Raw genomic sequence first — 25,798 nt, 5'->3', positions numbered from 1 at the left:
GGCGTATTTCCCCTCTTGCTGGCCCCTGCGCTCATCGGGTGCGAAGGCGCTCTGTCTACGCTCGATCCCGCCGGGCCCGCCGCGCAGTCCATTGCAGGCGTGTGGTGGGTGATGATGGCAGGATCATTGCTGATCCTTGCCCTTATGATGGGCCTGATACTGTGGCCCTTCTTCAAACGGCATCAGCCGCGCGAGGTTCCCGAAAAGCTGTGGCTGTGGGCCGGGGGGCTCGGTTTTCCGCTGGTGGTGCTGGCTGCGCTTCTGGCCTGGGGACTGCCTGCCGGCCAGTCCATGCTGGCAGGGCGCGGGGCGCAAGTCTACACGGTGGAGGCCGAAGCCTTCCAGTGGGGCTGGAATTTCCGCTACCCGGACCGGGAGGGTATGACGGCAGAAGTGCTGCACATACCGGCCGGTGAGCCGGTCGATGTCGCCATCACCTCGCTCGATGTCATTCACGCCTTCTGGGTGCCGCGCCTTGCCGGCAAGATCGACGCGATACCCGGCACGACCAATACACTGCGGATTCTCGCCTCCGAGCCGGGTGTCTATGAGGGCATGTGCGCGGAGTTCTGCGGGCTGGAGCATGCCACCATGCGCTTCCAGATCGTCGCGCATGCGGCTGACGAGTTTGAGGCAGCACTGACGGCAGAACTCGCGGGGCAGGGCCAGCCATGAGCGCAAACACACCTGTCGGCCTGCACCGGGCCCTTGATGCCATATGGCGCGCACCGAAGGGGATCGCCGCGCTGTCGGCGGTCAATCACACCGTCGTAGGCCGTCGCTTCATCATCACGGCCTTCATCTATTTCGCTATTGGCGGGCTTCTGGCCATGCTGATCCGCGCCCAGCTCGCCCGGCCCGAAAACCCCTTCCTGGGGGCTGATGCCTACAACCAGATTTTCACCATGCACGGCACGGTGATGATGTTCCTGTTCGCCATTCCCCTCATCGAGGGGGTGGCGCTCTATCTCCTGCCGAAAATCCTTGGCGCGCGCGATCTCGCCTATCCACGCCTCTCGGCCTTCGGATACTGGTGCTATCTGTTTGGCGGAACGATCATTCTTGTCGCCATGGTCATGGGCGTTGCGCCTGATAGCGGCTGGTTCATGTACACCCCGCTGGCCTCTGCTACCTACACGCCGGGTATCAATGCCGATGTCTGGCTATTGGGCGTGACCTTCGTCGAGATTTCGGCGATCTGCGCGGCGGTGGAAATCGTGGTCACGATCCTGAAGGTACGTACCGCAGGCATGGCGCTCTCGCGCATGCCGCTCATGGCCTGGTATCTGCTGGTGACGGCGGCGATGATGCTCATCGCCTTCCCGCCGCTCATCCTCGGCAGCGTGCTTCTGGAGATAGAGCGCGCCTTCAACTGGCCCTTCTTCGATGCAGAGCGGGGCGGCGCGCCCCTTCTGTGGCAGCACCTTTTCTGGCTGTTCGGTCACCCTGAGGTCTATATCATCTTCCTGCCGGCCGCCGGGGCAGTCTCCACCCTCATTCCCGTTTTCGCGCGTACGAAAATCGTCGGCTATGCGTGGATCGTGGCGGCCATCATCGCGCTGGCATTCTTAAGCTTCGGGCTATGGGTCCACCACATGTTCACCGTGGGGATACCCCATCTGGCACTCGCCTTCTTCTCGGCAGCCTCCATGCTGGTGGCGGTGCCGACGGCGGTGCAGGTCTTTGCGTGGATCGCGACCCTGATGCGCGGCCGCCCGCAAATGACCCTGCCCATGCTCTATCTGATGGGGTTCTTTTCGGTCTTCATCCTCGGCGGGCTGACCGGCGTGATGCTGGCTCTCGTACCGTTCAACTGGCAGGCCCATGACACGCATTTCGTGGTTGCCCATCTGCATTACGTTTTGATTGGCGGGTTCGTGTTCCCGATGCTGGCGGCCGCCTATTACTGGCTGCCGCTGATGACCGGGCGTCTGCCTGTCTTCCAGGTGTCGAAAGCCGCCTTCTGGCTGATCTTCCTCGGCTTCCACGGCACCTTCCTCATCATGCACTTTACCGGGCTGATGGGCATGCCGCGCCGCGTCTTCACCTATGAAGGGGGGCTGGGCTGGGATCTGCCCAATCTCATCTCCTCCATTGGCGGGTTCGTGATGACGGCGGGCTTTGCGCTCTTTGTGGTCGACATCGTGCTGCAGACCCGCTTCGGGCGGCGTTTCCGCCGCAACCCGTGGGGCGGGACGGGGCTGGACTGGGCGATGCCCACGCCTGCGCCAAGCTATAATTTCGCCTCCCTGCCGCTGGTGACGGGCCGTGACCCGCTGGAAGACAATGCGCGATTGGGCGCCGATATTGCCGCCGGGAAAGGCTATCTGCCCGGCGCACCCCGAGGCGAGATGGAGACGCTGTGCGTCGATATGGCGACCGGTGAACCGGAGCATGTGCTCGTCCTGCCAAAAAATGACTACACGCCCTTCTTCATGGCTTCAGGTCTGGCCGTGTTCTTCGTGTCTTTCCTGTTCAGCGCCTACTGGTTCTCGCTGGTGGGTGTGGTGCTTGCCGCCGTGTTTGGATGGCGCTGGCTGTGGTCGCTGGGCGCGAAGTCTGATCCTGAACCCATCGATGCCGGGCATGGCCTCAGCCTGCCCGTGCATTATGTCGTCAGCTCGGTGCCGACCCTGCTGGGCCTGAAATATTTCCTTGCCGCCAATGGCGCCTTCTTCGGCTCGCTGGTGTTTGGCTATCTCTTCTTGTGGACGACCGCGCCGGACTGGCCGCCGCCGGAATTTCTGGGCGCAAGCCCGGCACTGGTAGCCGCCATCGCTATCGGGCTCACAGCCGCCTCGGGGTTTGCTTTCACTGCCAGACGGGCCAATCAGGCGGGCAGGGCGGGTGCGCGTCTGATCCATCTGGCCGGGTCGCTCATCGCGAGCCTTGTCGCGCTTGTAGCCCTCAGCGCGCTGGCGGTTTTCGAGGCTCCCGCACCGGAGAGCCATGCCTATGCGGCGGTGACCATGGCGGTCATCGGCTACGTCATGCTGCACGCGCTTTTGGGGATATTGTTCGCGGCCTATGCGCTGGCGCGATGCCGGTTCGGCTTCGTCTCGGCCATGCGCTCAGCCGATATGCGCGGCGCCGCCATCTGGCAGCTCTATACCGCCATTACGGGGCTCGGCGCGCTGGCTCTCATCATTCTGGCGCCGGGAGGTATGGGATGAGCGGAGCGCTACGCCGCGTACGCGGGCCGGACCTCATCTGGCTGGTCGCGGGCTTCACCGTGTGGGCCGCAGGCTTTTCGGTGCTCTACGGGCTGCATGCGGCCGGCTGCCGGGCCGGGTGGGAGGAGACAGGAGTCGCCGGGCTGTCGGCGAACCGCATCCTCCTGCTTGTCGCCTATCTTGGCCATGTCGCGCTGGGCGCCATGCTGTGGTTTCCGCTGAACCGGATCGCCCGGCGCTGGGAGGGCGCGTCTGCTGATACCATGCGCCGGGTGGCGGCGATCGTGACGATAGCGGCCGTAATCTCCACGCTGTGGACGGGCGCGCCAGTGCTGGTTCTGGAGACGTGCGTCTAGCTGTTCACCAGCCAGGCAAAACCGGCCGCCAGCGCCAGTGTGAAGGCAATCAGCGCGATGGCGATTGTGAGGGCGAGTACGGGTCTCATGGCACGCCTCCTAAACCAGATCGAAAATTTCAGAATCGATGGCCGTCAGCGGCACACCCATCGCCACGAGGTCTGACCTGGCCGCATCGGTCAACGGGCCGGGACCGCACAGGAAGTGCGGCCAGTGGCGCGTCTCTTCGGGCAGATGATCTGCCAGCACCTTGCGGTCAATAAAGCCGGTTTCACCCTCCCAGCCCTCTGGCGGGTTCTCCAGCACGTGGACCACTTTGAGGTTCAGCTTCTCCTCCAGCTCCGCCAGCTCATGGCGGAAATGGGCGCTCTCCCAGTCCTTGTTGCCATAGATGAGGATGACCGGGCGCGGATCACCTCGCTCCTGCAGGGCGTGGATATTGCTCATCATGGGCGTGATGCCGACCCCGCCGGCAATCATGACGAAGCCTTTGGCGTGGGGATCGTTATCGACAGAAAACGCACCATAGGGGCCGTCGAGATAGGCTTTGGCTCCGGGTTTCGTATGAACTGCCCATTCACTGAAATCGCCGAGCGGCTTGATGGAGAGTGTAACCTTCGGGCCGTGCTCTGGCGGCGTGGAGATGGTGAAAGGGTGCTCCTTCAGGGCGAAGGGAGATGCGCCGAGCGTCAGCCAGACAAACTGGCCCGGCTTCCAGTTCTTCAGGCCCCGGCCCATGGGCTCCAGCACGAGGGAATGCACCCCGCCCTCGCGCGGAATATTCTCCACGATGCGCCACGGATTGCGCAACAGGCGCAAAGGGCGGATCGCCCGCGTCCACACCATCAGGCCGGTCCAGCTGACCGCCACACCCAGCCAGAGGATGCGCTTGTCGGCTTCCGCCGTGAAATGGCCAACGCCGATAATGTGGGTCACGGCGGCGCCAAACGCGATGATCGCCAGCGCGATATGGCCATAGCGCCAGAGCTCGTAAGGGATGCGCAGCGTCTTGCGGAATTCCGAGGTAATGACCAGCAGCACGAACGCGCCCAGCGCGATGCGTCCCATGGTCAGCTCCCACTCGGCGGTGAGCGGGTTCAGATCACCCAGCGCATCCTCAAACCAGATATAGAGTATGGCGAAATGGCCGAGCATCAGCGCCACTGCGCCAATCGCGAAATAGCGGTGGAACAGATAGACGATGTCGATGCCATAGGGCCGGGTGATTGGCTGGAAGCGGGCGGTGAGCACAAATTGCAGGCCTGTCGCAGCCAGTGCGCCAAAACCCAGCCCCATGGAGAAATCCCACAGGAAGCTGGTGCCGCTGGCGCGTTCGCCTGTCAGCAGCACGATAAAGGGCAGCGCCAGCGCCAGCGCCGCCAGGGCGATCCAGGCAATAGCCCGCAGTGAGGGATGAGGCAGGTTGACCGTCATCCCTTGGGAACGCGTGAGACCTCAACGCGTTGCAAGGATAAGGCGTCACCTTGCGCGCACCGCTCCGGTGACGGGCGTGAAGGCGCATGAGACAATCCTGAGACGCCCCGAAAAATGGAGTTTGCGCATGTCCCAATGGCGCCGGAACCTGATCAGCAAGCCTCTCATGCGCTGGTATGAGGGCGTCATGCCCGAAATGTCGGCCACCGAGGCAGAGGCTATCGAGGCCGGTACGGTATGGTGGGACGCGCAGATCATGTCCGGCAGGCCGGACTGGTCTTATTTGCGCACGCTGGAGACCGGACAGCTCACCGAGGCCGAGCAGGCCTTCATTGACGGCCCCGTTCAGCGATTATGCGCCCTGCTGGATGACTGGCAGATCGAGAGCGAGCTGCACGACCTGCCCCGCCCTGTCTGGGACATGATGATCCGCGAGGGCTTCCTGGCGATGATCATTCCCACCGAATATGGCGGCAAGGGTTTCTCGGCGCTGGCCCATTCAGAGGTGGTGCGCACCATTGCCACGCGCTCCATCACGGCGGCTGTCACGGTGATGGTGCCCAACTCTCTGGGGCCGGGCGAATTGCTGATGCTCTACGGGACGGATGAGCAGAAGGCCCATTATCTGCCACGCCTTGCCAGCGGAGAGGATATTCCCTGCTTTGCCCTGACCGGCATCGAGGCCGGGTCGGATGCCGGTGCCATGACCGATACCGGCGTGGTGGTTGAACGCGAAATCGACGGGAAACGCGTACTTGGCATCGAGATCACATGCGACAAGCGCTACATCACGCTGGCTCCGGTCGCGACGATTGCGGGCCTTGCCTTCCGCCTGCGCGATCCGGACGGTTTGCTGGGCGGCGAGGAGGAGCTTGGCATTACGGTCGCGCTCGTGCCGACCGATACGCCGGGACTCGACACAGGGCGGCGTCACATCCCGTCCGGACTGGCCTTCCAGAACGGGCCGGTGCGCGGGAAGGACGTATTCGTGCCGATGGACCAGGTGCTGGGCGGACGCGATCATATCGGCAAAGGCTGGAGAATGCTGACCGGCGCGCTGGCTGCCGGGCGGGGCATTTCCCTGCCCTCGATGAGCTGCGCTGCCGCCGCCCTGTCTGCGCAGGCGTGCGGCGCCTATGCCCGGGTGCGCGAGCAGTTCGGTCTCTCAATCGGCAATTTCGAGGGCGTGCGTGAACCGCTCGCGCGCATAGCCGCCTCTGCCTATCTGATCGACGCTGCGCGCAAGCTGACGGCTGCCGGAATTGACAAGGGTGAGAAGCCGGCCGTCGTCTCAGCGATCATGAAATATCATGCGACCGAGCGCCTGCGTCAGGCGGTCAATGACGCGATGGATGTTCATGGCGGCAAGCTGGTCATGGAGGGGCCGCGCAATTATCTGGCGACGGCGTATAACGCCATCCCCGTGGCGATTACCGTGGAAGGCGCCAATATCCTCACGCGCAGCCTGATCATATTCGGGCAGGGCGCGATACGCTGCCATCCCTATCTGCTCGCCGAGATGGAGGCGGTGCGTAACCCTGACAGGGAAGAGGGCCTGAAAGCCTTCGATCATGCGGTGTTTGCCCATATCTGGCACGACATCAGGAATTTCACCCGCTCCTTCGCGCACGGCCTGACATTTGGCCGGTTTGCGCATGCCCCCGAAGGCGCAGGCGAACTTGCGCCCTATTACCGTCAGCTCACTCATGCCTCGGTGCGCCTTGCCGTGATCTCCGAGATGGCTCTGGGTGTTCTGGGCGGCGCATTGAAACGCAAGGAGGCGCTGTCTGGCCGCCTCGGCGACATACTCTCGGAAGTCTACCTTCTGTCGGCTGTGCTGAAACGGTTCGAGGCAGAAGGACGCCAGGCGGCTGACAAGCCCTTGCTGGACCTTTGCTTTGAAGACGGTCTCTATCGTGTCCAGCAGCGCCTGCGCGACGTGATCCGGGAATTTCCGGGCCTGCACTGGCGCATCCTGCTGAGGCTGTTCCTGTGTCCGCTGGGCCAGCACAGAAAGCCGCCTTCGCACCGTCTGATGAACGCGGCGGCGCAATGTGTCCTGGAGCCGGGCGGCCCCCGTGAACGGCTGGCACGCGGCGTCTATATTGGCGAGGGCGATGATCCGCTTGCCGTGCTGGAGCGGGCCTTTGCTGCCATCATCCGGCGCGATGCGCTGCTGAAGAAGCTGAAAGAGGCAAAGACAGAGCTGGATGAGGCGGTGTCCAAGGGTGTTCTGACCAAGGCGGAATACCGCGAGATCGAGGCCGCCAACGCGCTGATCCGCGAGGTGTTGCTGACCGATGATTTCGATGCGCAGGCCGTTGCCGGGGCGAGCGGCGCAGACCGGCAATCATAACAGAACAAGGGCAGGGTGCGTCTGCGCCCTGCCCTTGTTTCCGGGTTCCGATGGCCGCCAAGCCTAGCCGTCCGCGTCTTCGGCGCCGTCATCTTCCAGCTCACCGACATAGTGCCAGTTCATGAAGGGCTGGCTGCCGAAAGAAAGCCGCCATGCGCCGGGCTCACCATAAAATTCCACCCGGTCAAACGGGCCGCCCTCGCGCAGGCCTGTCACCTGCTCGAACAGGCCGGATTCAATCTGTTCAAAATACTGGGTCTGGCCCAGCGAGGTGATCGTGATGGCGTTGGGGCCAACGGCTTGCACCACCGCATGCATCAGCGGATGCGGCTCGGCCGAATGGTCGCGCCGGTTGATGAGGTAGCGCCCTTCAAACTGTTCCGCCTCTGCCGCCTCGCTCCAGCGCGGCGCAGGCGCTTGCGGGAAGAGCCGTCCGGTGATTGCAGCGCTCAACTCACCTTGCGCCGGGCGTCCGGCAGGGGCCGCCACGATGGACAGGAAAACGCCGGTGCCGGTTTCAGGCGACAGGATCATGTTGGAGCGGAAATCACGCATTGCGCCGGCATGGCCGATCAGGCGCGGCCCCTCCTCGCGATAGACCAGATAGCCATGCGCCATGCCCGGCAGGCGTGGAGCGTTGGCAATCGAATTGGTTTCCAGCAATGCCACCAGCTCTTCAGAGAGGATACGTGTCCCCTCCAGCGCGCCATCATTCAGCATGGCGATCATGAAGCGCGCCATGTCCGGCCCGCTGACGGTGGCCGACCCGGCCGGCATCACCATGGAATAATAATCAAATGACCGGGCGGTATAACGGCCGTTCTCAAGATCGTGGCCAAGCGCGATGCGATCTGCCAGAGCATCAGGCAAAGGCTCGCGGAAAGTCGAGGAGGTCATGCCGAGCGGAGCGAAGATGTGGTTCTCGACATAGTCGGCGAAATGCTCGCCTGACACCTGCTCCACGATATAGCCCGCCAGCGACGTGCCCCAGTTTGAATAGGCCACCTCAACACCCGGCGCGGCGACACGCTGCGGGACATTGTTGCGGGTCCATTCCGCGTGATCGACCAGGTCTTCCAGGTTGGTGGTGGTAAACCCGCTGACATCGCTCATGCCCGGCGTGTGCTGGAACAGGTCGCGCACGGTAATCGGCTGGCCGTCAAACGGTTCGATCTCGAAATCGATATGCGCGTTGACATCGTCGTCCAGCGAGACATGGCCCTGCTCGATCATCTGCGCCAGCGCGATCCAGGTGAACATTTTGGAGATGGAGCCGGGCCGGAAGAGCGTGCTCTCGCCATCGACCGGAATGCGGTTCTCGACATCAACGAACCCGTAACCGCGGCTCATCAACACTTCGCCCTGATGGACCACTGTGACGAGCGCGCCCGATACCTCGCGAGAGGCAATCTGCTGGGCCATGACGCCATCGATGAAGGCGGGCAGGGTGTCCAGCGCTTCCTCGTTGAAGCTGGCCGCAGCCCCGGCTGGCTGGGCCATGGCCGGGGCCATCGCCGCCGGTGTGATGACGAGAATGGCGGCCGATGTGGCCATCAGCAGAGTGCGGATTGTGGTCATGAATATCTCCCCTTGTAGTTTTTGATGTGATCAGTCTGCCAGCGCCTCGAACACGGCTTCAGCCAGAACCGGCGCGCCGCGCGCCGCCGGGCCGATCGTGTTGACCAGCAGTACGATGGTGATGTCCTGATCGGGATAATGGATCAGGGATGCATTGAAGCCGGGAATGGAGCCGCCATGGCCGATAAAGCGGTGCCCGTGGCGCTCGCCGGTCATGATGCCAAAACCGTAGTCCATGTTGGCCAGCGCGGCAGGCGGTGAGGACAGGGAGGCGCTGGCAAGGCTGCCATCATTCAGGCGCGCCGGTTCCAGCATCAGGGCAAGGCTATCCGACGACACCACCTGGCGGTTCAGCAGGGCTTGCATCCACACGATCATGTCATGCGGCGTGGAGCGGATGGCACCGGCACCGGCTGCGACCGAAAGGGAGAGGTGCGGGGCGTTGGTAAAACCGGCTTCCGTATCCGGCGCGGCGTCATAGCCCTGCGCGCGGTGGGGCACGATCTCTGCTGCATCGTCCATGCGGGTATTGTCCATGCCCAGCGGATCAAAGATGCGCGTTTTGAGGAAATCGGCCAGCGGCTCTCCTGCTGCCTGTTCGGCGATATAGTCCAGCAGCATGTAGCCCGAATTGGAGTAGCTCCAGCCCGTGCCGGGCTCGAAATCGTAGAGCGGATCAGCGCTTGCGATATAGGCGACCATGCGCGCCTCGTCATGGTCCAGCGGCGCGGTGGTGTCCATGAAGCCATCAAGCGATGTGTAATTGCGGATGCCGGATGTGTGCTGGAGAAGCTGGCGCACCGTCACTTCATCGCTGCGCGGAAAATCGGGGAAATACTGGTCCAGCGTATCATCAAGGCTCAGCCGGCCGTCTTCTGCCAGCAGAAGAATGGCGGCCGCCGTGAACTGCTTGGTGACAGAGCCGATGCGGAACACGGTGTCGCCGGTCACCTCCACCTGATGCTCCAGATTGGCAAGGCCATAGCCGCGCACCAGAAGCGTCTCGCCGCCACGGGCAATGCCGATCGAAAGGCCGGGCGCCTGAGCTTCGTCCAGCACATTGCGGGCAAAGGCGTCGACGGCCGTCTCCAGCTCGCTGATAGCGGTGGAACTGGCGGTCTGCCGGGCTTCGGCCTGCGCGATAACGCTGGCAGGTGTGTATACCCACAACGCAAGTGCCGAAACGGCAATCAGAAACAGTCGGTTCATGGGGGGCTCCCGCCAGCAAATCCCGGACATGGCGATAAAGGAACCACCCCAAAACAGAAAAAGCAATCCTGATCAGAAAACTTAATCCTAAACAGGATGCAATGTAAGCGCGCGAGCATAAGCAGCGCCGTGCGCTCAATGGCGCTGCTGACCTACACAAATGTTGAGGACAATATACTGGGAGACCAAGGCCATGCTGCGCGAGGGCGGCATGGCTGATCAGTGGCGGTGAGGGTGGGATTCGAACCCACGAGACGGTTTCCCGCCTACACGCGTTCCAGGCGTGCGCCTTCGACCACTCGGCCACCTCACCGCGAGGCGGCGCAAACTATCTGAGAACGCCTGCCAGTCAAGCGCGATAAGCGTCTGCAATCTGGCGCGTAGGCGAGCGCATGCGCGATGGCATTGTGCCGGTGAGTGCCTATATGCTGACAGGTAATGATCCGGAGATGGCTGACCATGGTGCTCAATACAAATGCGCGCTGGAAAACCGAGCTGGTACCGGCGGGTGAAGCCCTGCCGGGCCGTATCCAGTCCGTGCCGACGGCGGCCACCCATTTCGTCAAGGGCGGGACCTTGAAGGCTGCCGTGCCGGAGGGTCATGAAGAGGCGATTTTCGCCATGGGCTGTTTCTGGGGCGTGGAGCGGGTGTTCTGGCAGCTGCCGGGCGTGGTAAACACGGCTGCGGGCTATGCGGGCGGGATCACGCCCAACCCCACCTATGAGGAAGTGTGCTCTGGCCGCACGGGCCATACCGAAGTGGTGCGTGTGGTCTTCGATCCAAAACGCATCAGTTTCGAGACGCTCCTGAAAGTGTTCTGGGAGAACCACGATCCGACGCAAGGCATGCGTCAGGGTAATGATGTCGGCACGCAGTACCGCTCGGCCATCTACTGGACCAGCAAGGACCAGAAGAAGGCTGCCGAGGCATCAGCGAAAGCCTATGAGGCGGCACTGAAAGAGGCGGGCAAGGGCGCGGTCACGACCGAGATCCGCGAGGCCGGGCCGTTCTACTATGCCGAGGATTATCACCAGCAATATCTCGCCAAGAATCCGCAAGGCTATTGCGGGATTGGCGGGACTGGCGTGACCTGCCCCATCGGTATCGGCATCAGCGCGCCGGGTCAGGCCTGAGTGTTTGAACGGGGCGGGGACGCATGACACGCATCATCATCTTTGACGTGGATTCCACCCTGCTGGCCGTGGAAAGCCTTGATTTCGCGGTCGAGCAATCCCTGAGCCGCAAGCCGGGCGGCAAGGCGCAAGCGGCGGAGCTGGCCGAGATTACCAGCCGCGGGATGGCCGGCGCGCTGGATTTCCGCCAGTCGCTGGAACAGCGCATCGCGATGGCGCCGCTGAGCCAGCAAGAAATCATGATGATCTCGGTCCAGCTGGCCGAGATGCTGACCCCGGGCATGTTCGAGCTGAGCCGCGCTTTGCGCGACAAGGGGCATGGCGTGTTTGCGGTGTCTGGCGGATTTATCGAGTTGCTGGGCCCGGCGCTCTCCACGCTCGGCTTCATGCCGGGCGATGTGCGCTGCAACCGCTTTGAATACGATGAGGCGGGGCTGGTCAGCGGCTTTGACCGGGAAAACCCGCTCTCGCGCTCGGGCGGCAAGGCGGTGGCCGTCAGGGCGTTGAAAACCCTCGCCAATGCCTCCACCGCCGTCATGGTGGGCGATGGCATGACCGATTACGAGGCCTTCGCCGAGGGCGCAGCCGATGCCTTTATCGGCTTTGGCGGCGTGGTGCGGCGTGAGCCGGTTGCCGCCAGGGCCCCGGCCTTTGCCAATAGCGTGGACGAGCTTGCGGGGCTGTTGGGGGTCTAGTTCGCCCGCCCTAACCGAACATATCCCCAACCGGCAGGGCAGCATGGCGCACAAGCCGGCTGTCGGCCACCGCCGCCTGACGGTGCGGCACGGCATGTGTCTGGTAGTGCGGGTCTGTGACCATCTCCAGAAACGCATTCGCGCTGGGATAGGCCGCGATGAAGGCCATGTCCCAGCGCTCCTCCAACGGACCGATCAGGGTCAGTTGCGGCTCACCGCGCCAGATGATTTTGCCGCCGACGCGCTGGAAGACAGGTGCGCTTTCGCGGCCATAAGCCTTGTAGGCGTCCTCTCCGCTGATCTTGCGGTCATCAGGATAGGCGGCGATCTCGCGGAAGCGCAAAAGGTTCAGCATCTCCACCGGCTGGGTCCGGTCGAGGCCCTTGAACAGGGTGAAGGCGTCGCGGGTAGGGTCAATATGGCTCATGGCGCGATGGTGCGACGGCGCGAGGGGCGGCGCAAGCGGGCGATTGCGCCCGCCGCGCGGGCGTGCACACTGACACACCAATAAACGAAACGGGGAGGGGCGTTCATGCGCGTCGGACGGATCATTCTCATCGCGGTGCCGGTGGTTCTGGCGCTGGCGGTCGCGGGCGCGTTTGCTGCTGGCTTGCGCCTTGTACCGGTGGAAATGCGCAGTTTTGACGCGGATGCTGCGCTGGCCGAAGCGCGGGCCTATGATGCGGAGATTTTCCGCGATGAATGGGGTGTGCCGCGTGTACTGGGCACCACCGACCCCGACGCGGCCTTCGCGCTGGCTTTCGCCCATGCGGAAGATGATTTTCCCACCATCCAGTACGCCCTGCGCGCCGCGCTGGGCCCGGAAATGCTGGCCGCCGACGAGAGCGAGGCCAGAGGCGCCTATCTGGTGCAGGCGCTGGGCGTCACCGCGCTGGTGGCAGCCGAGTACGAGACGCAGCTCACACTCGACACGCGCGCTCTGCTCAGCGGCTATGCGGCGGGGCTGAACTATTATGCCGCCCTTCACCCGGATGAGCGCGTACGTGATCTCTTCCCGGTCACGGGGCGCGATGTGGCGGCGCTCGCGGCCTTCTACTTCCCGCTCTTCTACGGGATGAGCGATGTGCTCACCGATCTCTTTGCCCCCGATGTGGAGCGCGACGGCGCGCGCGGGCAGGAGCTTCAGGTCCATTTCATCGCGCCGGGCGAGCAATACGAGCTCGGCTCCAATGCGATTGCGGTTGCGCCGTCTCGCTCGGACGATGGCGCAACGCGCGTGGTCATCAACTCCCACCAGCCGGTGGAAGGCCCCGTTGCCTGGTATGAAACCCACATGATGTCGGGCGAGGGGCTGAACTTTGCCGGCGGCACGTTTCCGGGCGTACCCGTGCTGCATCTGGGTGCCAATCCGGGCATGGCCCATGCCGCGACCATCAACCGGCCGGACCTGATCGACGTCTATGCGCTGACCGTCGGGCTGGATGACCGCTCCTATCTGCTCGACGGTGAATATGTACCGTTTGAACGCTCTACCGCGCGCATGCTGGTCCATCTCTGGGGGCCGTTTGCCTTTCAGGTGACGCGCCCCATTGAGCGCTCTGTTCACGGCACGGTGCTGCGTACCGAGCGCGGCGTGTTTGCCATCCGTCACGCCACACAAGGCGATCTGCGCGGCGTGGAGCAAACCTACCGCCTGATGCATGCCCGTACTCTTGGCGAATATGAAACCGCCATGGAGATGCTCGCCATGGGCAATACCAACCGGGTGGTGGGCGATTCCGCCGGGCGCATTGCCCGCTATTACAATGCTCGCATGCCGCTGCGGCTCGACGAGCCGGGGCTGGACTGGCGCGGCATTCTCCCCGGTGACCGCTCCGATCTGGTCTGGAGCGAGTTCGCGTCCTTCTCCGCCCTGCCGCACATGGTTGATCCGGCGGCGGGCTATGTGGTGGACGCCAACCACACGCCCTTCCGCGTGACGCTTGGCGATGAAGACCCGCAGGAGGGAGACTTCCCGCGCACTTTCGGCATCGAGACGCACATGACCAATCGCGGCCTCGTCGCCACCACGGCGCTGGCCGCGCTGGAAACGATCAGCCGGGACGAGCTTCTGGCGATCAAGTGGGACCATTCCTTCCACCCGGACAGCCAGGCCATGCAATTGCGTGCCGAGCTTCTGGCGATGGACTGGTCGGAAGAGCCGCTAATGGCCGATGCGCTGGCCATTATCGAGGCATGGGACGGGCTGGCCAATTTCGACAATCCCCACGCGGCTCTCTCGTTGCTGACCTATCAGCCGGTGGGCACCGCCCGCGCAGCCGGACGGGCAGGCCCACCGCTGGACGAGGCGTTCCGCGACGCGGTGGTGTATCTGGCCGAGCATCATGGGCGGCTCGATCCGCCATGGCGCGAGGTCAACTTCATCCGGCGCGGTGATGTGGCGGTACCGCTGCAGGGCGGGCCGGACACGCTGCGCGCAGTCTATGGCCAGCGCAATGGCGATGGCACGCTCTCCATGGTGGCGGGCGACGGCCTCGTCATGCTCGCCGAATGGGATTCGGAGGGGGAGTTTTCTCTGTGGGCGGTTCACCATTTCGGCTCGTCCAACCGGCCGGGTGACCCCCACTATACCAGCCAGATGCAGGACTTTGCCGACGAGGTGATGCGCCGCGTGCCGATGACGGTGGACGAGGTGCGCGACAGCGCGGTGGAGGCTTATCGGCCGGGGGAGCGGGGGTAGAAGTTACTCACGCCTTCCCCTCCATTGTCATGGCCCGGTTCTCTCTTTCTCCCCCCGTTCACGGGGGGAGTGCCGCGAAGCGGCGAGGGGGGGTATACTGAAAAGAGTTCCCCCCCTCCGGCCTTTCAGGCGTTCGGCGCTCTGCGCCTTACCCCCCGTAAACGGGGGAGGAAAACGCTCGACCGGCCTGGTTCACCCGCATAAAGCGGGTGATGACAACTGGAGAGATCGAAGCACGGGGGCGTTCCCCATTTCCCCGCAAGACAGCTCCCCTGCCTTGCGTTAACTTTACCGTCTACACGACCGGGGAGGGCTCCACATGATCCGCGTTATTCTCATCGCCATTGGGCTTGTGGTTCTGATCGCGCTGGCGCGCATCGCCTACATGATCGTTCCGGCATCGGGCATGCTCACTCCGCATGAGCCGCGGCTGGCCGAGCGCTGTGAGAGCCTTGAGGTTGCGCCCGGCACCGAAGATGTAACCATCCACCCTGGGTCGGGCATCGTCTTTGTGTCGGCGGCAGACCGCCGCTCGGAAAATCCCGACGCGGGCGGCATCTGGACGTTCGATATTGCGGACCCCTTCCAGACCCTGCGCTATGCGAGTGTCGACGGGCCGGACGATTTCCAGCCGCACGGAATCAGCCTGTGGATCGGGGACGATGGACGCCAGCGCCTCTTCGTCATCAACCATCCGCTGGCGGGCGGTCACACGGTTGAAGTGTTCGAGGTCGATCAGGACTGGCGCCTCTTTCACGCGGAGACGATTGCCTATCCCGAGCTTTCATCGCCCAATGATCTGGTCGCTGTAGGCCCCAACCAGTTCTACGCCACCAACGATTCCCGCTACCAGTCAGGCATCATGCAGCAGCTGGAAGCCTATTTCGGCCTGCCGCTTGCCGGGGTGAGCTATTATGACGGGGAGACCGGGCGCACTGCCGCTGGCGGGATGATCTATGCCAACGGCATCAATGTATCAGCTGATGGCAGGACGCTTTATGTAGCCGAGTTTCTGGGCCGCCGGGTAAATGTGTTCGAGCGCAATCCTGAAACCGGCGCGCTGACCCACCGCCGGTCCATTCCGGTACGCACCGGGGCAGACAATATCGAGATTGATGAAAGCGGAGATCTTTGGATCGGGGCGCATCCGCGCGTGTTCGATTTTCTGGCTCATGCCGAAGACGAAAATGCGCTTGCCCCGTCGCACGTGATCCGGGTCGATCCGGAGACCGGCCAGGTGGCGACCGTGCTCTACACCCATGGCGAGGAATTGAGCGGATCCAGCGTCGCGGCCCCCTTCGGCTACCAGTTCGTGGTGGGCGCGGTGTTTGATTCCAATGTACTGATCTGCCCGCGCGGCTGATTTTTGAAGCGAAAACGCTTCACAGCGGCGAAACGCGCTTTAACCTCTCCTGACACATGACGGGCAAAGCCCGCGTTTTCACAGGGGAGGAACTGCCTTGGCCACTGCCAGCCCGCCACCGGGTATCCCGGTGACCCAGCCGCTTGCGCCCAGCGCGCGCCGCTATGCCATCGGCATGCTGCTTGTCATCTACATTTTCAATTTCCTCGACCGGCAGATCGTCAACATCCTGGCTGAGCCGATCAAGATCGAGCTGGGGTTGGCCGACTGGCAGCTTGGCATGCTGACCGGCCTTGCCTTCGCCGCTTTCTATACCGTGCTGGGCATTCCGATTGCGCGCTACGCGGAGAAGGCTGACCGGGTGAAGATCATCTCGGTAGCCGTCGGGGTGTGGAGCCTCTTCACCATTGCCTGCGGACTGGCGGCCAATTTCACCCAGCTATTGCTGGCGCGTATCGGGGTCGGCGTGGGCGAGGCCGGGTGTTCGCCGCCCGCTCACTCGCTCATCACGGACTATACGCCCAAGGAAGAACGTGCCTCGGCGCTGGCCATCTATTCGATGGGCATCCCGCTGGGATCGCTGGCGGGCATGGCGCTCGGCGGGCTGATTGCTGACGCGTTCGGCTGGCGGGTCGCCTTTTTTGTTGCCGGTGCGCCGGGCATCATTCTGTCCATCATGGCCTTCCTCACCCTGCCGGAACCGCGCCGGGGCCTTGAGAAGAAGGTCGTGCCGGTCAAGGGGCCGAGCTTTGCCGATGCGCTCAGGGAGCTGAAATCCAAAAAATCCTTCTGGTGGATTTCCATCGGCGCGGCGTTGAGCGCCATGGTCGGCTACGGCCATATCGCTTTCTATGGCTCCTTCTATCTGCGCAATCACGGCGAGGGCCTCACTGCGATGGCCGCGAGCGTGAACGAAATGATCGGTGTCAGCTTCGGCCCGATAGGCTTTGTCGGCACCGCGCTTGGCCTCATTATCGGGATATGCGGGGCGGCCGGCACCTTCCTCGGCGGCGTGCTGGCTGACCGGGCGGCGCGCAAGAATGTATCGGGCTACGCGACCGTGCCGGCGATCGCGGGCCTCGTCACGGTCATCCCCTTCATTGCGGCCATGCTGGTGGACAATGTGGCGCTGTCCTTCCTGTTCCTTGCCATTCCGGTCTTTGCCGGCGCGATCTGGTACGGGCCGATCTTTGCCAGCGCGCAGAGCCTTGTCCATCCGCAGACGCGGGCGACGGCGGCGGCGGTATTGCTCTTCATCATCAATCTGGTTGGCCTGGGGCTGGGCCCGCTTCTGGTCGGCACGTTCAGCGACATCTTTGCCCAGACCATGGGTGCAGCTGAAGGCATTCGCTGGTCGATGGTGGTGTTTGGCGGCATGGGCGGCATTGCTTCCATCGCCTTCTTCCTCGCCGCGCGGACGCTGAAAGACGAGGTCGTGGCCTAGGGTCTGTTATGAGTACAGACCCTAAATAACGCCTGCAAGCGACAGGGCGAGGCCAGCGGCCAGCCCTGTCGCGACAAGCGTCATCACGCCCCGCTTGAGCCCGAAGGCGATGATGGCGCACAGGGCCGCAATGGCGATCACCCACGGGTCGATGGTCGTGAGGTCGGCGGTGACGATCCGGAAGGGGCCAAGGCTCATAGAGCCGGTATCGGCAAAGAGGATCTGCACGGCAAACCACACACCAAGGCTGGCGATGACGCCGACTACAGCGGCGGAAATGCCAGCGAGCGCACTTTGCAGGGCCTTGATGCTGTTCAGCTTTTCCATCCAAGGGGCGAGCGTGAAGATCGCCATGAAGGAAGGCAGGAACACTGCCCATAGGGTCAGCGCTGCGCCCAGTATCCCGCCCAGCATCGCGCCGAAGGGTTCGGGCAGACGATAGCCCGCGATGAAGCCGGTAAACTGAGTCACCAGAATGAGCGGACCGGGCGTGGACTCGGCAAGCCCGAGCCCGTCCGCCATCTCTCCGGCGCTCAGCCAGCCATATTGCTCAACCCCTGCCTGCGCCATCCAGGCGAGCACGGCATAGGCGCCGCCAAAGCTGACCAGAGCCAGCCAGGAGAAGAAGCCCGCGACCTCCACCAGCCTATGGGAGGGCGAAAGCAGGAGCGCAGCCAGCGCCAGCGGCGCGAGCCAGACGGCAGTCCAGATGAGGAGGGATGCAGCGGTCGCGGACACCGACGCGCCCTCGCCTGTCGGTGTTTCGTGCGCTTCTGCCCCGTGATGGCCGGCGGCCATCCAGCGTGAGGCCAGCCATCCGGCAAGGCCTGCGCCTGCGACGACCAGCGGGAAGGGTATGGCAAGGCTCAGCGCGATGAAGGCGGCTGCGGCAATGGCCAGCGTGGCGGGGCTTTTGAGCGTCTTGGAGCCCAGCCGGATCACCGCGCTCAGGAGGATTACCAGCACGGCGGCTTTCACCCCGAAGAATGCGCCCTCAACAAGGGTCAGGTCAGCGGCGAGCACGTAGAGAATGGAGAGGGCCAGCATGATCAGCGCGCCCGGCAGCACGAACAGCCCGCCGGTGATCAGCCCCCCGCGTATCCCGCCAAGCTTCCAGCCGATCCAGGTGGCGAGCTGCATCGCTTCCGGGCCGGGCAGGAGGTGGCAGACATTGAGCGCGCGCAGGAAATCGCCATCGCTCACCCAGCCGCGCTGCTCCACGACGAGATCGTGCAGCATGGCAATCTGCGGGGCGGGTCCGCCAAAGCTCAAAAACCCGATACGGGTGAAGTCGCGCGCGAGGCTGGCAAGCGATGGGGATTGCATCAAGGTGTGGCCCCGGCCCTGCGGACGATGAAGCGGGCGCCGGGCCGGGCCGATCCCGGCCTGGCATCCTCCACATCGACGGTGAGGCCGTGGCGGCGGGCCACGGCATGGACGAAGGACAGGCCTAGACCATGACCGCGCGGGCCGCCATGGCTGATACGGGCGAAACGCATGAATACGCGCTCACGCCAGTCTGGCGGCACGCCGGGGCCGTTATCCTCCACGATCAGTACAGGCCCGGCGCGGACAATCACTTTCACCTCCCCGCCTTCGGGCAGGAATTTCACCGCATTATCGACGAGGTTGGCGATCAGGCGGCCCAGCTGGGCGGGGCTGCCGCGCATCATCACAGGCGCGCCGGCTTCCACCTTCACGCTGGCGCCCTTTTCGCTGGCAACGTCATTGTATAGCGGGGTGACCGAACGGGCGAGGGCGGCAAGGTCGAGCGTTTCCAGACCGCGCGTGTCGCCGATCTCGGCGCTGATCGCAGAAATATCCATGAGCGAGTTGATGAGCTCGCCCAGCTCGGCGAGCTGTTCGCGCGCCTGCTCGATACGCTCAGGATCGCTTGCGGCGTCTGCCAGTGTGCGGTCGATGCGCACCAGAGGGGTGCGCAGTTCGTGTGCGGTCAGGTCAGACACGTCACGCTGTGCGCTGATAAGGCGCTCAATCCGGTCCAGCATGGCGTTGATATTGCGCGAAAGCACGCCGAACTCATCGGCGCCTTCGGCTCCAGGCGCACGCTGGTCGATGGCCCCGTCACGCACCGCATGGCAGGTGCGGTTCAGCTGCTCCACTCTCTGCATGATCCAGCCGGCCGCGACCAGGCCAGCGGCAATGCCAAGGGTCATGGTGATGAAGAAGCCGGCGGTAAAGATCGTGCGCAGGCGGGCGAGCGCCTCGGCCTGGCTGGTGGTGGATCGCCCGACGAACAGCCGGTAGTCCTGCGGCATCAGGAAGGCGCGCCCGATCAGCGGCAAGGCCTCGCCGTCCACCGTGAAGGTGCCGTTCACCCAGCTGGCATCAAGGGAAAACGCGTCCGGCCAGTGGGTCAGATTGCCCACGAGCGGACTGCCTTGCGGGTCCGCCAGCAGATAGACCGGGCCTTCGCCTTCCAGCGGCCGGAAGGCCAGCCGGTCCTGCAAGGAGCGCTGCAGACCGGCCTCGCCCTCGATGGAATATATGTCCACCAGGCCTGCCGCGTCGGTATCGACCAGCTGGCGCAGGGTCTGGTCGGATACAAAAGCGAAGGCGAAGTAGGCAATCAGGAAGACGGCTGTCGCGGCGAAGCTGACGAGGGCCGCAATCATGGCGGCCAGGCGCGCGAAGCTGGAACGCAGAATGCGCAAGCGCGAACCTTTCCGCCCCGCGCGGGATTGGTCTAAGGTTGGGTCCGGGATCATGGAAGAGGGGCTCCCCGATGCACCAGCGCCTTTGTGCCCTTGCGATGGCCGTTGTTTTTCCGGTGGTCATGACGGGCTGTGCGTCGCAGCAGGCTGTATCGGCCCTGCCTGCCGTTGCCGAGCCTGATGGCCAGATATTCGCTGCGCTCGACATTGGCTTGCGCGCCGAAGCGGCAGGTGATGGCGCAGCATTGCTGGCGGCGGCGAGCCTGCTGGAGGCCAGCGGCGCGCGTCCCGCTGAAGGCGAAGCTGACCTGGCCGCACGCTGGCAGGCCAGAGCCGCCGAGCTCGGCGAAACTGTGCCGCCTTCGCGCGGGCGCATTGCCGGCCCTGCCTATCGCAATGGCATTGTGGGAGCCGGGGAGACGGCCCTGTTGCGCGACAGTTTTCATTCTGGCCGCGCTGCACGCGTTTCGCTGCAGGCACGTGGAAGCGGCACGCTGCGCCTGTCGATCCGGCGTCATGATGGCGAACCTGTCTGCGAGGCGCTTGCCACCACCGCTCCGGTCAGTTGCCAGTGGGTGCCGGTATGGTCGGAGCCGTTCACCATTGAGGTGGTCAACCTCACGGGCGCGCAAATCCCCTATTACCTGATCACCAACTGACATCGCCGGTTACCGGCCTATCAGGGCGAAGGGGCCCCAGACGCCTGGATGGGCGCTGCCGGGTATCGCCTCGTTGCGCATCAGTTCCAGCATGGCGCCGCGAAAGGCTTGCGGCCTTGCCTCACCTGCCAGTGCCCGCCTGGTGGTCTGGGCAGTAAGGTAGGCTGCCGCGTCGTCGCGCACCGTCCAGTGGGACACCAGCAGGCTGCGCGCGCCGGCATAGAGGAAGGCTTGCGCGAGCCGGTCCGGGGCCGTGGCGGTGCCGTCAGCGGTGAAGGTGTTACAGGCCGACAGCACGACCCAGTCCGCATCCAGCCGCAGGCCGGCAATTTCAGACGCGGTGAGCAGGCCGTCATCAAGCGCGTCGGGCTGTGCGGGCGGCGTGAAGGCGAGGGCAGGCTCCAGCACCGTCTCCAGCTCACCGGGCAACAGGCCGTGAGTGGCGAACACCAGAACGCTGGCGCGGTTAAGGTCGGCGGATTTGACGGCCGTCTCCGTGGCCCAGACGCCCAGCCTTATGTCTGCCCGGTCTTCGCCAAAGAGCCGGGCGAGTTCTTCCAGCTCCGCACGCGCGCCGGGGAGCGGTGCAAGGGAGGACAGAGCCCGGCCGCTTTCTTCGCTTGCGCTGCGCGTCAGCGCCGCCAGCGTGACAGGCTCTGCCCCGGTGTCACCGGAGAAGACCGGAGCCCCGAAGCCGATCAGATAGGGCTCGGCGCTGCCCGGCCCGTCATTGCGCTGGCGCAGCACAGAAAGGGTGGCCAGCGTGGTCACCGCATGGCGCGCGATCAGCCAGGGCGCGCCGGCATAGGCCGCCTCGCTGTCCAACGGCCGGGACGGCTCTCCGGTCAGCAATACCGGGAAGGGGATGGAACGGTAGGGGCCATCAGCCAGAACGAACAGCGCGGCCTCCTCTTCCAGCCCGTGTGTCAGACGGGGGGTGAAAACGCCCGCATAGAGACGGTGAGCCTCGTCCGCCGGGAATGGCCGGGCCACCCCGGCTGCGGCGCCAGCCTCCAGTGCCGGGCGCAAAATGGCCAGTGCTGATTGTGCTGCATCGCGGTCAATCGCCAGCCGGTCCATTACCAGGTCCGATTGCCCGATACGCAGGCTGACCCCGCCAGCGGGTGTGAAGGCGAAGGCGATGATGTGTTCTCCCGCACCGAGCATTTGTTGCACGGTTTCGAGGGTGAGCGTCTCCAGCCCTTGGGCGCGATTGCCGTCCGGTGACAGTCCGCTCATGGCTGTCCGCGCCATCTCGTAGGCGTCGCGGGCGGCGGCGAGTGTCTGCGGGTCGGGTGATGCGCTGGCAGAGCGGACGCGGACATAGTTTTCCTCGGCCAGACGCAGGGCGCGCCAGCTGTCCTGCCGGGCGCGGACAAGGTCTGCTGTTTGCGCGCCGCCGCTGCTGACCCTCAGGGCTGTTGCCTCTGCGGCGAGAGCGAGCCCTGTGGCGTGTACCATCTGCATGTAGCGCAAGGCAGTTTGAGTATCGCCAGCGGCGAAGGCGATGTCGAGGGCGCGGCGGAAGGCGCGCTGGCGGGTGCGGGCCATGTCCCGCGCGCTGTCGACATCTGCCAGATCCAGGTTGCCGGAGAGGGCCGTCATGGCGGCATGCACTTCCTGTGGCACAACCTGCAAGGTGCCGCCATCCATGGCCGAAATCCATGCCTCGTCGATCGCCAGCTCATGGCGGCGATCATGGCCTTCGGGCAGATAGGCGGCGGCCAGCATCCGCGCATTGGCGATATAGTCCCGGCCCTGCGCCGGATTGCCGTCCAGCGCCTCAAGGGCCGCCAGCTCGGCCAGTACCCTGATCCGGTCCGGGCCTGCCGTCCCTGTGGCATCGAACACGCCCAGCACGTCCAGCCATTCCGTGCGGGCATCATCATACTGGCCCAGCGCAAACGCCGTATCGGCGGCATTCATTTGCATGCGGGCCGCCTCGACGGACTCAGCACCTGCCGCATTGCGGTAAATGTCGCGCGCCGTCAGGAATAATGGCCGGGCTTCCGCCGAACGGCCCTGTCCGAACAGCGCCACGCCGAGATTATTGAGCGTGTCGGCGACTTGCGGGTGTGCGTCGCCAAGGCTGGCGCGCCGGTCTTCCAGAATACGGCGCAGCAAGGGCTCAGCCGCCTCGTAGCGGCCCCACGCATTGAGCGCGCCGGCATAGCTGGAGCGGGCGAACCCGATAAAGGGGTGGCCGGGCGGCAGGCTGGCCTCGAGCTGTTCTGCGGCGCGGCGTGACAGCTCGGCGGCGTCGGCAAAGCGGTAGGCGCGTATCAGGATCGCCGCCAGACTCACCTGCGTCATCGCAATATGGGGATGGCCCTCCTCCAGCACTGTCTCGCGGATGCGCAGCGAACGCTCGACCAGCGCGATGGCATCGTTCAGCTCGCCACGCGCATTCAGTATCGAGCCCAGTTCAAAATAGGAGCGGGCGATCTGGACATGATCTTCCGGGTAGAGCTGCTGGCGGATGGCGAGCACGTCGCGGGTGGCCGCTTCAGCTTCGTCCAGCCGGCCCAGCGTGCCAAGGATGGAGGCGACATTGCCAAGCGCCTGCTCCAGAGGCTCGAGATAGTCCGGGCCGGCGGCCTCGAAAACGCTGGCGGCCTCGCGGAAGAGGCCAAGCGCTTCCTCGCGCCCGCCAGCATAGAAGATCGCTGAGCCAAGCTGGTTGAGGATGGCGGCACGGTCGGTCTGCGCCACGCCTTCAAGCGTGAGAACCGTGTCGTAGGCGCTTTGCCATGCGGCGCGGGCCCCGGCAGGATCCTCCTCCATGTCGATGGCTTCCGCGGCCTCAATCAGGGCGCGCGCATCAGCCTGGACAATCGATGGGGCAAGCGGTGGCGGCGTCTCCTGTGCCTGAAGGCCGGGTGCGGCCAGCAGGACAAGTCCCAGTGCCCAGATCATGAAATGATGACATGCCATAAGCCGGTACCTCCCCCTAGCGCACCCGCAGCCTGCCCATGATTGCGTGGCACGCGCCAGCTGGCAAATACTTGCCTTGCCTCCAGCCTGACAAAGACAGACAGGCTTTATGCATGTTGCTCGACAGCCCGTATTTCCTGCCTAAGACTTTCTCACGGGCAAGGCTTGCTCTGAAAACGGGGTAATCGGTGCAGATGAGAATACTGGCGGTGATGTGTGCCGGTGCGGCCATGCTGACATGGCATGGCGCCGCGCTCGGGCAGGGCTGTGAGGTCGATCCGGAGCGTGTCGAGGCGCTCGATCTGGCGGCGCTGGAGCTGGAGCTTTCAGAGCAGGTCGCGCTTTATTTTGACCTTGCGGACTGGCAGGCGGAGTGCGGGGATACCGCGCGCGCACGCAGTGCCTACGAAACGGCGCGTACGCTGATTGCCTCTGCCGACAGGGTTGAAGGCGCGTGGGCGCATGGGCTGATCAACGAGGCAAGGCTGGAGATGGCGCAGGGCCGGTTCGACCGGGCGCGCGAAATTCTCGATGAAGCCTATGCGGTGCTGGAGGAGGCCGGCGCCGTGCGGGCGCGCGATTTTCTCTACCTGATGGAGACAGCCTTGTCTGTCGAGACGGCGGCGTCCGGGGCGGGCACAGCGCACAGCCTTGAAGGCGCGCAGGCTGAACTCGCCGTCCTGCGCGCGCGCATTGCCCGCGAGGACGAGGAGGCATTGACGCGCGATCCCGGCGCGGGCGCCGATGCAGACCATGTAATCGTGCCGGTGTTCTACGGGACCAACCGGGTGCGTACGGGGTCTGAGGACCCCAACGCCTTCTACGGTGTGACGGCAGCGCCGCTGGATCTGGGCGTGGTCACCGTCTCGGTGCCGCGCAATCGCGAGGTCGGCTCGATCCCGCGCCGGCGTGATTATCCCGGTGATCTGGACCAGTACCGGGCAGACTATTTCATCCTTGAACGCGTGGAGCCCTTTGCTGACGATTATGCCTTCACCCGCGCGCTCGGCACGGCGATGGATGCATCAGAGCGGCGCGAGCTGCTCGTCTTCATTCATGGCTTCAATTCAGACTTTCGCGGCGCGGCGGAGCGTGCGGCGCAGCTCGCAGTCGATCTGGAGATTGACGGGGTGCCAGCGCTCTATTCCTGGCCGTCGCGGGCGTCATTGCTGGGCTATCTTGCCGACGGGCGCGAGGTGAATGACGCCAATATCCGCGATCTTGTGGACTATCTCTACCTGCTCATGAATGGCGCGAATGCGGACCGCATCCATATCGTCGCGCATTCGATGGGCAACCGCTTTCTGGCGCGCGCCCTTGATCAGCTGGCCGAGACCTATCCCAACCCGCCCGAACCGCTCTTTGATCAGGTCGTATGGGCCTCGCCGGACGTGGATGCTGAGGAGTTCATGGACCTGCTGCCGCGCATCGATCATCTGGCCAGCGGCATGACGCTGTATGCCTCCAGCCGTGACCGCGCCCTGCTGCTGTCGCGCCGGATCAATGGCGGCAATGCGCGCGCTGGCGATTCCAGCCCGCCCTACCCGGTTGTGGTTGCGGGCCTCAGCACGGTGGACACCACAGCGGCAGGCGGGCGCGGGCTTGGCCATTCGGACTATGCCGGCCCTGCCATGGACGATTTCCGGGCGCTGATATGGCTGTCCTTGAGCCCGGAAGAGCGCTGCATCCTGCACACCAATACAGGTGAGCTGGGACAGTTCTACGCGGTGGCCCCGCAAACCGGGGGCCATTGCGAGCCGGACGTGTTCAAATACTCCATCACCGCCCTGCGCCGCGGCGGTGATGGCGAACCGATGGAGTTGCTGCAGAGTGCTGCGGCCCTGTCAGGAACGGCGATTGCCGGCCGGCTGGATGATGTCCGCCAGCTGATCGCCCGGCTGACGGGAGGCTGACGGCAGGGGTTTGGTGGCGGGATGTCCTCCCCCGTTCACGGCGGGGTGAGGCGCGGAGCGACGAACGGCAGCGCAGCTGACGGAGGGGGGAAACTTTTCTTTTCAAAATCCCCCCCTCGGCCCTTCGGGCGTTCGAAGCTTCGCTTCTCACCCCGCCAGTAAACGGGGGGAGAC

At 64.3% G+C, this 25,798-nt stretch carries 18 protein-coding genes and 1 tRNA gene; 11 read left to right on the top strand and 8 right to left on the bottom strand.

Going from position 1 to position 25,798, the window contains the following annotated elements; translation table 11 throughout:
- The first annotated feature begins 15 nt into the window (after positions 1-15).
- From coxB to X907_RS12775, 3 genes are read left to right on the top strand one after another with little or no spacing between them, the layout of a single operon-like run.
- Positions 16-675 carry a cytochrome c oxidase subunit II gene (gene coxB / locus X907_RS12785; RefSeq protein WP_233352375.1) on the top strand — a complete coding sequence of 220 codons (660 nt, stop codon included), beginning with the start codon at positions 16-18 and terminating at the stop codon, positions 673-675.
- A complete protein-coding gene (gene ctaD, locus X907_RS12780; protein ID WP_127568604.1) occupies positions 672-3,173 on the top strand; it encodes a cytochrome c oxidase subunit I in 2,502 nt (833 codons plus the stop codon). The genes coxB and ctaD overlap by 4 nt, the downstream gene beginning before the upstream one ends.
- Complete coding sequence (locus X907_RS12775) at positions 3,170-3,529, top strand: hypothetical protein (RefSeq protein WP_127568602.1); 360 nt, start codon at positions 3,170-3,172, stop codon at positions 3,527-3,529. The genes ctaD and X907_RS12775 overlap by 4 nt, the downstream gene beginning before the upstream one ends.
- 99 nt (positions 3,530-3,628) lie before the next feature.
- On the opposite strand, the gene X907_RS12770 is transcribed toward X907_RS12775, so the two are convergent.
- On the bottom strand, positions 3,629-4,963 hold the full coding sequence (locus X907_RS12770; RefSeq protein WP_127568600.1) for a ferredoxin reductase family protein: 1,335 nt from the start codon (positions 4,961-4,963) through the stop codon (positions 3,629-3,631).
- A gap of 127 nt (positions 4,964-5,090) precedes the next feature.
- Here X907_RS12770 and X907_RS12765 point away from each other — a divergent pair, with 127 nt between their 5' ends.
- A complete protein-coding gene (locus tag X907_RS12765) occupies positions 5,091-7,319 on the top strand; it encodes an acyl-CoA dehydrogenase (protein WP_127568598.1) in 2,229 nt (742 codons plus the stop codon).
- Between the two features lie 63 nt (positions 7,320-7,382).
- Here the strand turns inward: X907_RS12765 and X907_RS12760 are convergent, their stop codons facing one another.
- The 3 genes from X907_RS12760 to X907_RS12750 form a co-directional block, all read right to left on the bottom strand.
- Complete coding sequence (locus X907_RS12760) at positions 7,383-8,897, bottom strand: serine hydrolase domain-containing protein (RefSeq protein WP_127568596.1); 1,515 nt, start codon at positions 8,895-8,897, stop codon at positions 7,383-7,385.
- Positions 8,898-8,927: 30 nt separating this feature from the next.
- On the bottom strand, positions 8,928-10,106 hold the full coding sequence (locus X907_RS12755) for a serine hydrolase domain-containing protein (RefSeq protein ID WP_170175563.1): 1,179 nt from the start codon (positions 10,104-10,106) through the stop codon (positions 8,928-8,930).
- Between the two features lie 223 nt (positions 10,107-10,329).
- Positions 10,330-10,419: transfer RNA gene (locus X907_RS12750), tRNA-Ser, on the bottom strand.
- A 146-nt stretch (positions 10,420-10,565) separates the two neighbouring features.
- On the opposite strand from X907_RS12750, the gene msrA reads away from it, so the two are divergent.
- The gene (gene msrA / locus X907_RS12745) at positions 10,566-11,240 is read left to right on the top strand and encodes a peptide-methionine (S)-S-oxide reductase MsrA (RefSeq protein WP_127568592.1); all 675 of its coding nucleotides are present in this window, start codon (positions 10,566-10,568) and stop codon (positions 11,238-11,240) included.
- A 23-nt stretch (positions 11,241-11,263) separates the two neighbouring features.
- On the top strand, positions 11,264-11,935 hold the full coding sequence (locus tag X907_RS12740; protein WP_127568590.1) for an HAD-IB family phosphatase: 672 nt from the start codon (positions 11,264-11,266) through the stop codon (positions 11,933-11,935).
- Between the two features lie 10 nt (positions 11,936-11,945).
- Here the strand turns inward: X907_RS12740 and X907_RS12735 are convergent, their stop codons facing one another.
- Positions 11,946-12,362 (bottom strand): DUF1330 domain-containing protein, encoded by a 417-nt coding sequence (locus X907_RS12735; protein ID WP_127568588.1) that lies wholly within the window; start codon positions 12,360-12,362, stop codon positions 11,946-11,948.
- A gap of 105 nt (positions 12,363-12,467) precedes the next feature.
- On the opposite strand from X907_RS12735, the gene X907_RS12730 reads away from it, so the two are divergent.
- The 3 genes from X907_RS12730 to X907_RS12720 all read left to right on the top strand — a co-directional run bounded on the left by X907_RS12730 (position 12,468) and on the right by X907_RS12720 (position 17,443).
- Complete coding sequence (locus tag X907_RS12730; protein WP_127568586.1) at positions 12,468-14,636, top strand: penicillin acylase family protein; 2,169 nt, start codon at positions 12,468-12,470, stop codon at positions 14,634-14,636.
- 319 nt (positions 14,637-14,955) lie between these two features.
- Positions 14,956-15,999 (top strand): strictosidine synthase family protein, encoded by a 1,044-nt coding sequence (locus tag X907_RS12725; RefSeq protein ID WP_127568584.1) that lies wholly within the window; start codon positions 14,956-14,958, stop codon positions 15,997-15,999.
- Between the two features lie 97 nt (positions 16,000-16,096).
- Complete coding sequence (locus tag X907_RS12720; RefSeq protein WP_233352373.1) at positions 16,097-17,443, top strand: spinster family MFS transporter; 1,347 nt, start codon at positions 16,097-16,099, stop codon at positions 17,441-17,443.
- A gap of 21 nt (positions 17,444-17,464) precedes the next feature.
- Here X907_RS12720 and chrA read toward each other — a convergent pair whose 3' ends face one another.
- The gene (gene chrA / locus X907_RS12715; RefSeq protein ID WP_127568582.1) at positions 17,465-18,769 is read right to left on the bottom strand and encodes a chromate efflux transporter; all 1,305 of its coding nucleotides are present in this window, start codon (positions 18,767-18,769) and stop codon (positions 17,465-17,467) included.
- Positions 18,769-20,118 (bottom strand): sensor histidine kinase, encoded by a 1,350-nt coding sequence (locus X907_RS12710; RefSeq protein WP_170175562.1) that lies wholly within the window; start codon positions 20,116-20,118, stop codon positions 18,769-18,771. The genes chrA and X907_RS12710 overlap by 1 nt, the downstream gene beginning before the upstream one ends.
- Before the next feature lie 71 nt (positions 20,119-20,189).
- Here X907_RS12710 and X907_RS12705 point away from each other — a divergent pair, with 71 nt between their 5' ends.
- Complete coding sequence (locus X907_RS12705; protein WP_127568578.1) at positions 20,190-20,777, top strand: hypothetical protein; 588 nt, start codon at positions 20,190-20,192, stop codon at positions 20,775-20,777.
- A 9-nt stretch (positions 20,778-20,786) separates the two neighbouring features.
- Here X907_RS12705 and X907_RS12700 read toward each other — a convergent pair whose 3' ends face one another.
- Positions 20,787-23,693, bottom strand: a complete 2,907-nt coding sequence (locus tag X907_RS12700) for a CHAT domain-containing protein (RefSeq protein WP_170175561.1) — start codon at positions 23,691-23,693, stop codon at positions 20,787-20,789.
- A gap of 212 nt (positions 23,694-23,905) precedes the next feature.
- Here X907_RS12700 and X907_RS12695 point away from each other — a divergent pair, with 212 nt between their 5' ends.
- Entirely contained in the window at positions 23,906-25,624 is a 1,719-nt protein-coding gene (locus tag X907_RS12695) for an alpha/beta hydrolase (protein WP_127568575.1), read from the top strand.
- Positions 25,625-25,798 lie beyond the last annotated feature (174 nt).

The sequence above is a fragment of the Glycocaulis alkaliphilus genome (assembly GCF_004000605.1).
GTDB lineage: Bacteria > Pseudomonadota > Alphaproteobacteria > Caulobacterales > Maricaulaceae > Glycocaulis > Glycocaulis alkaliphilus.
Note: the sequence above shows the minus strand (reverse complement) of the source record. Positions and strands in the feature narration are given on the sequence as shown.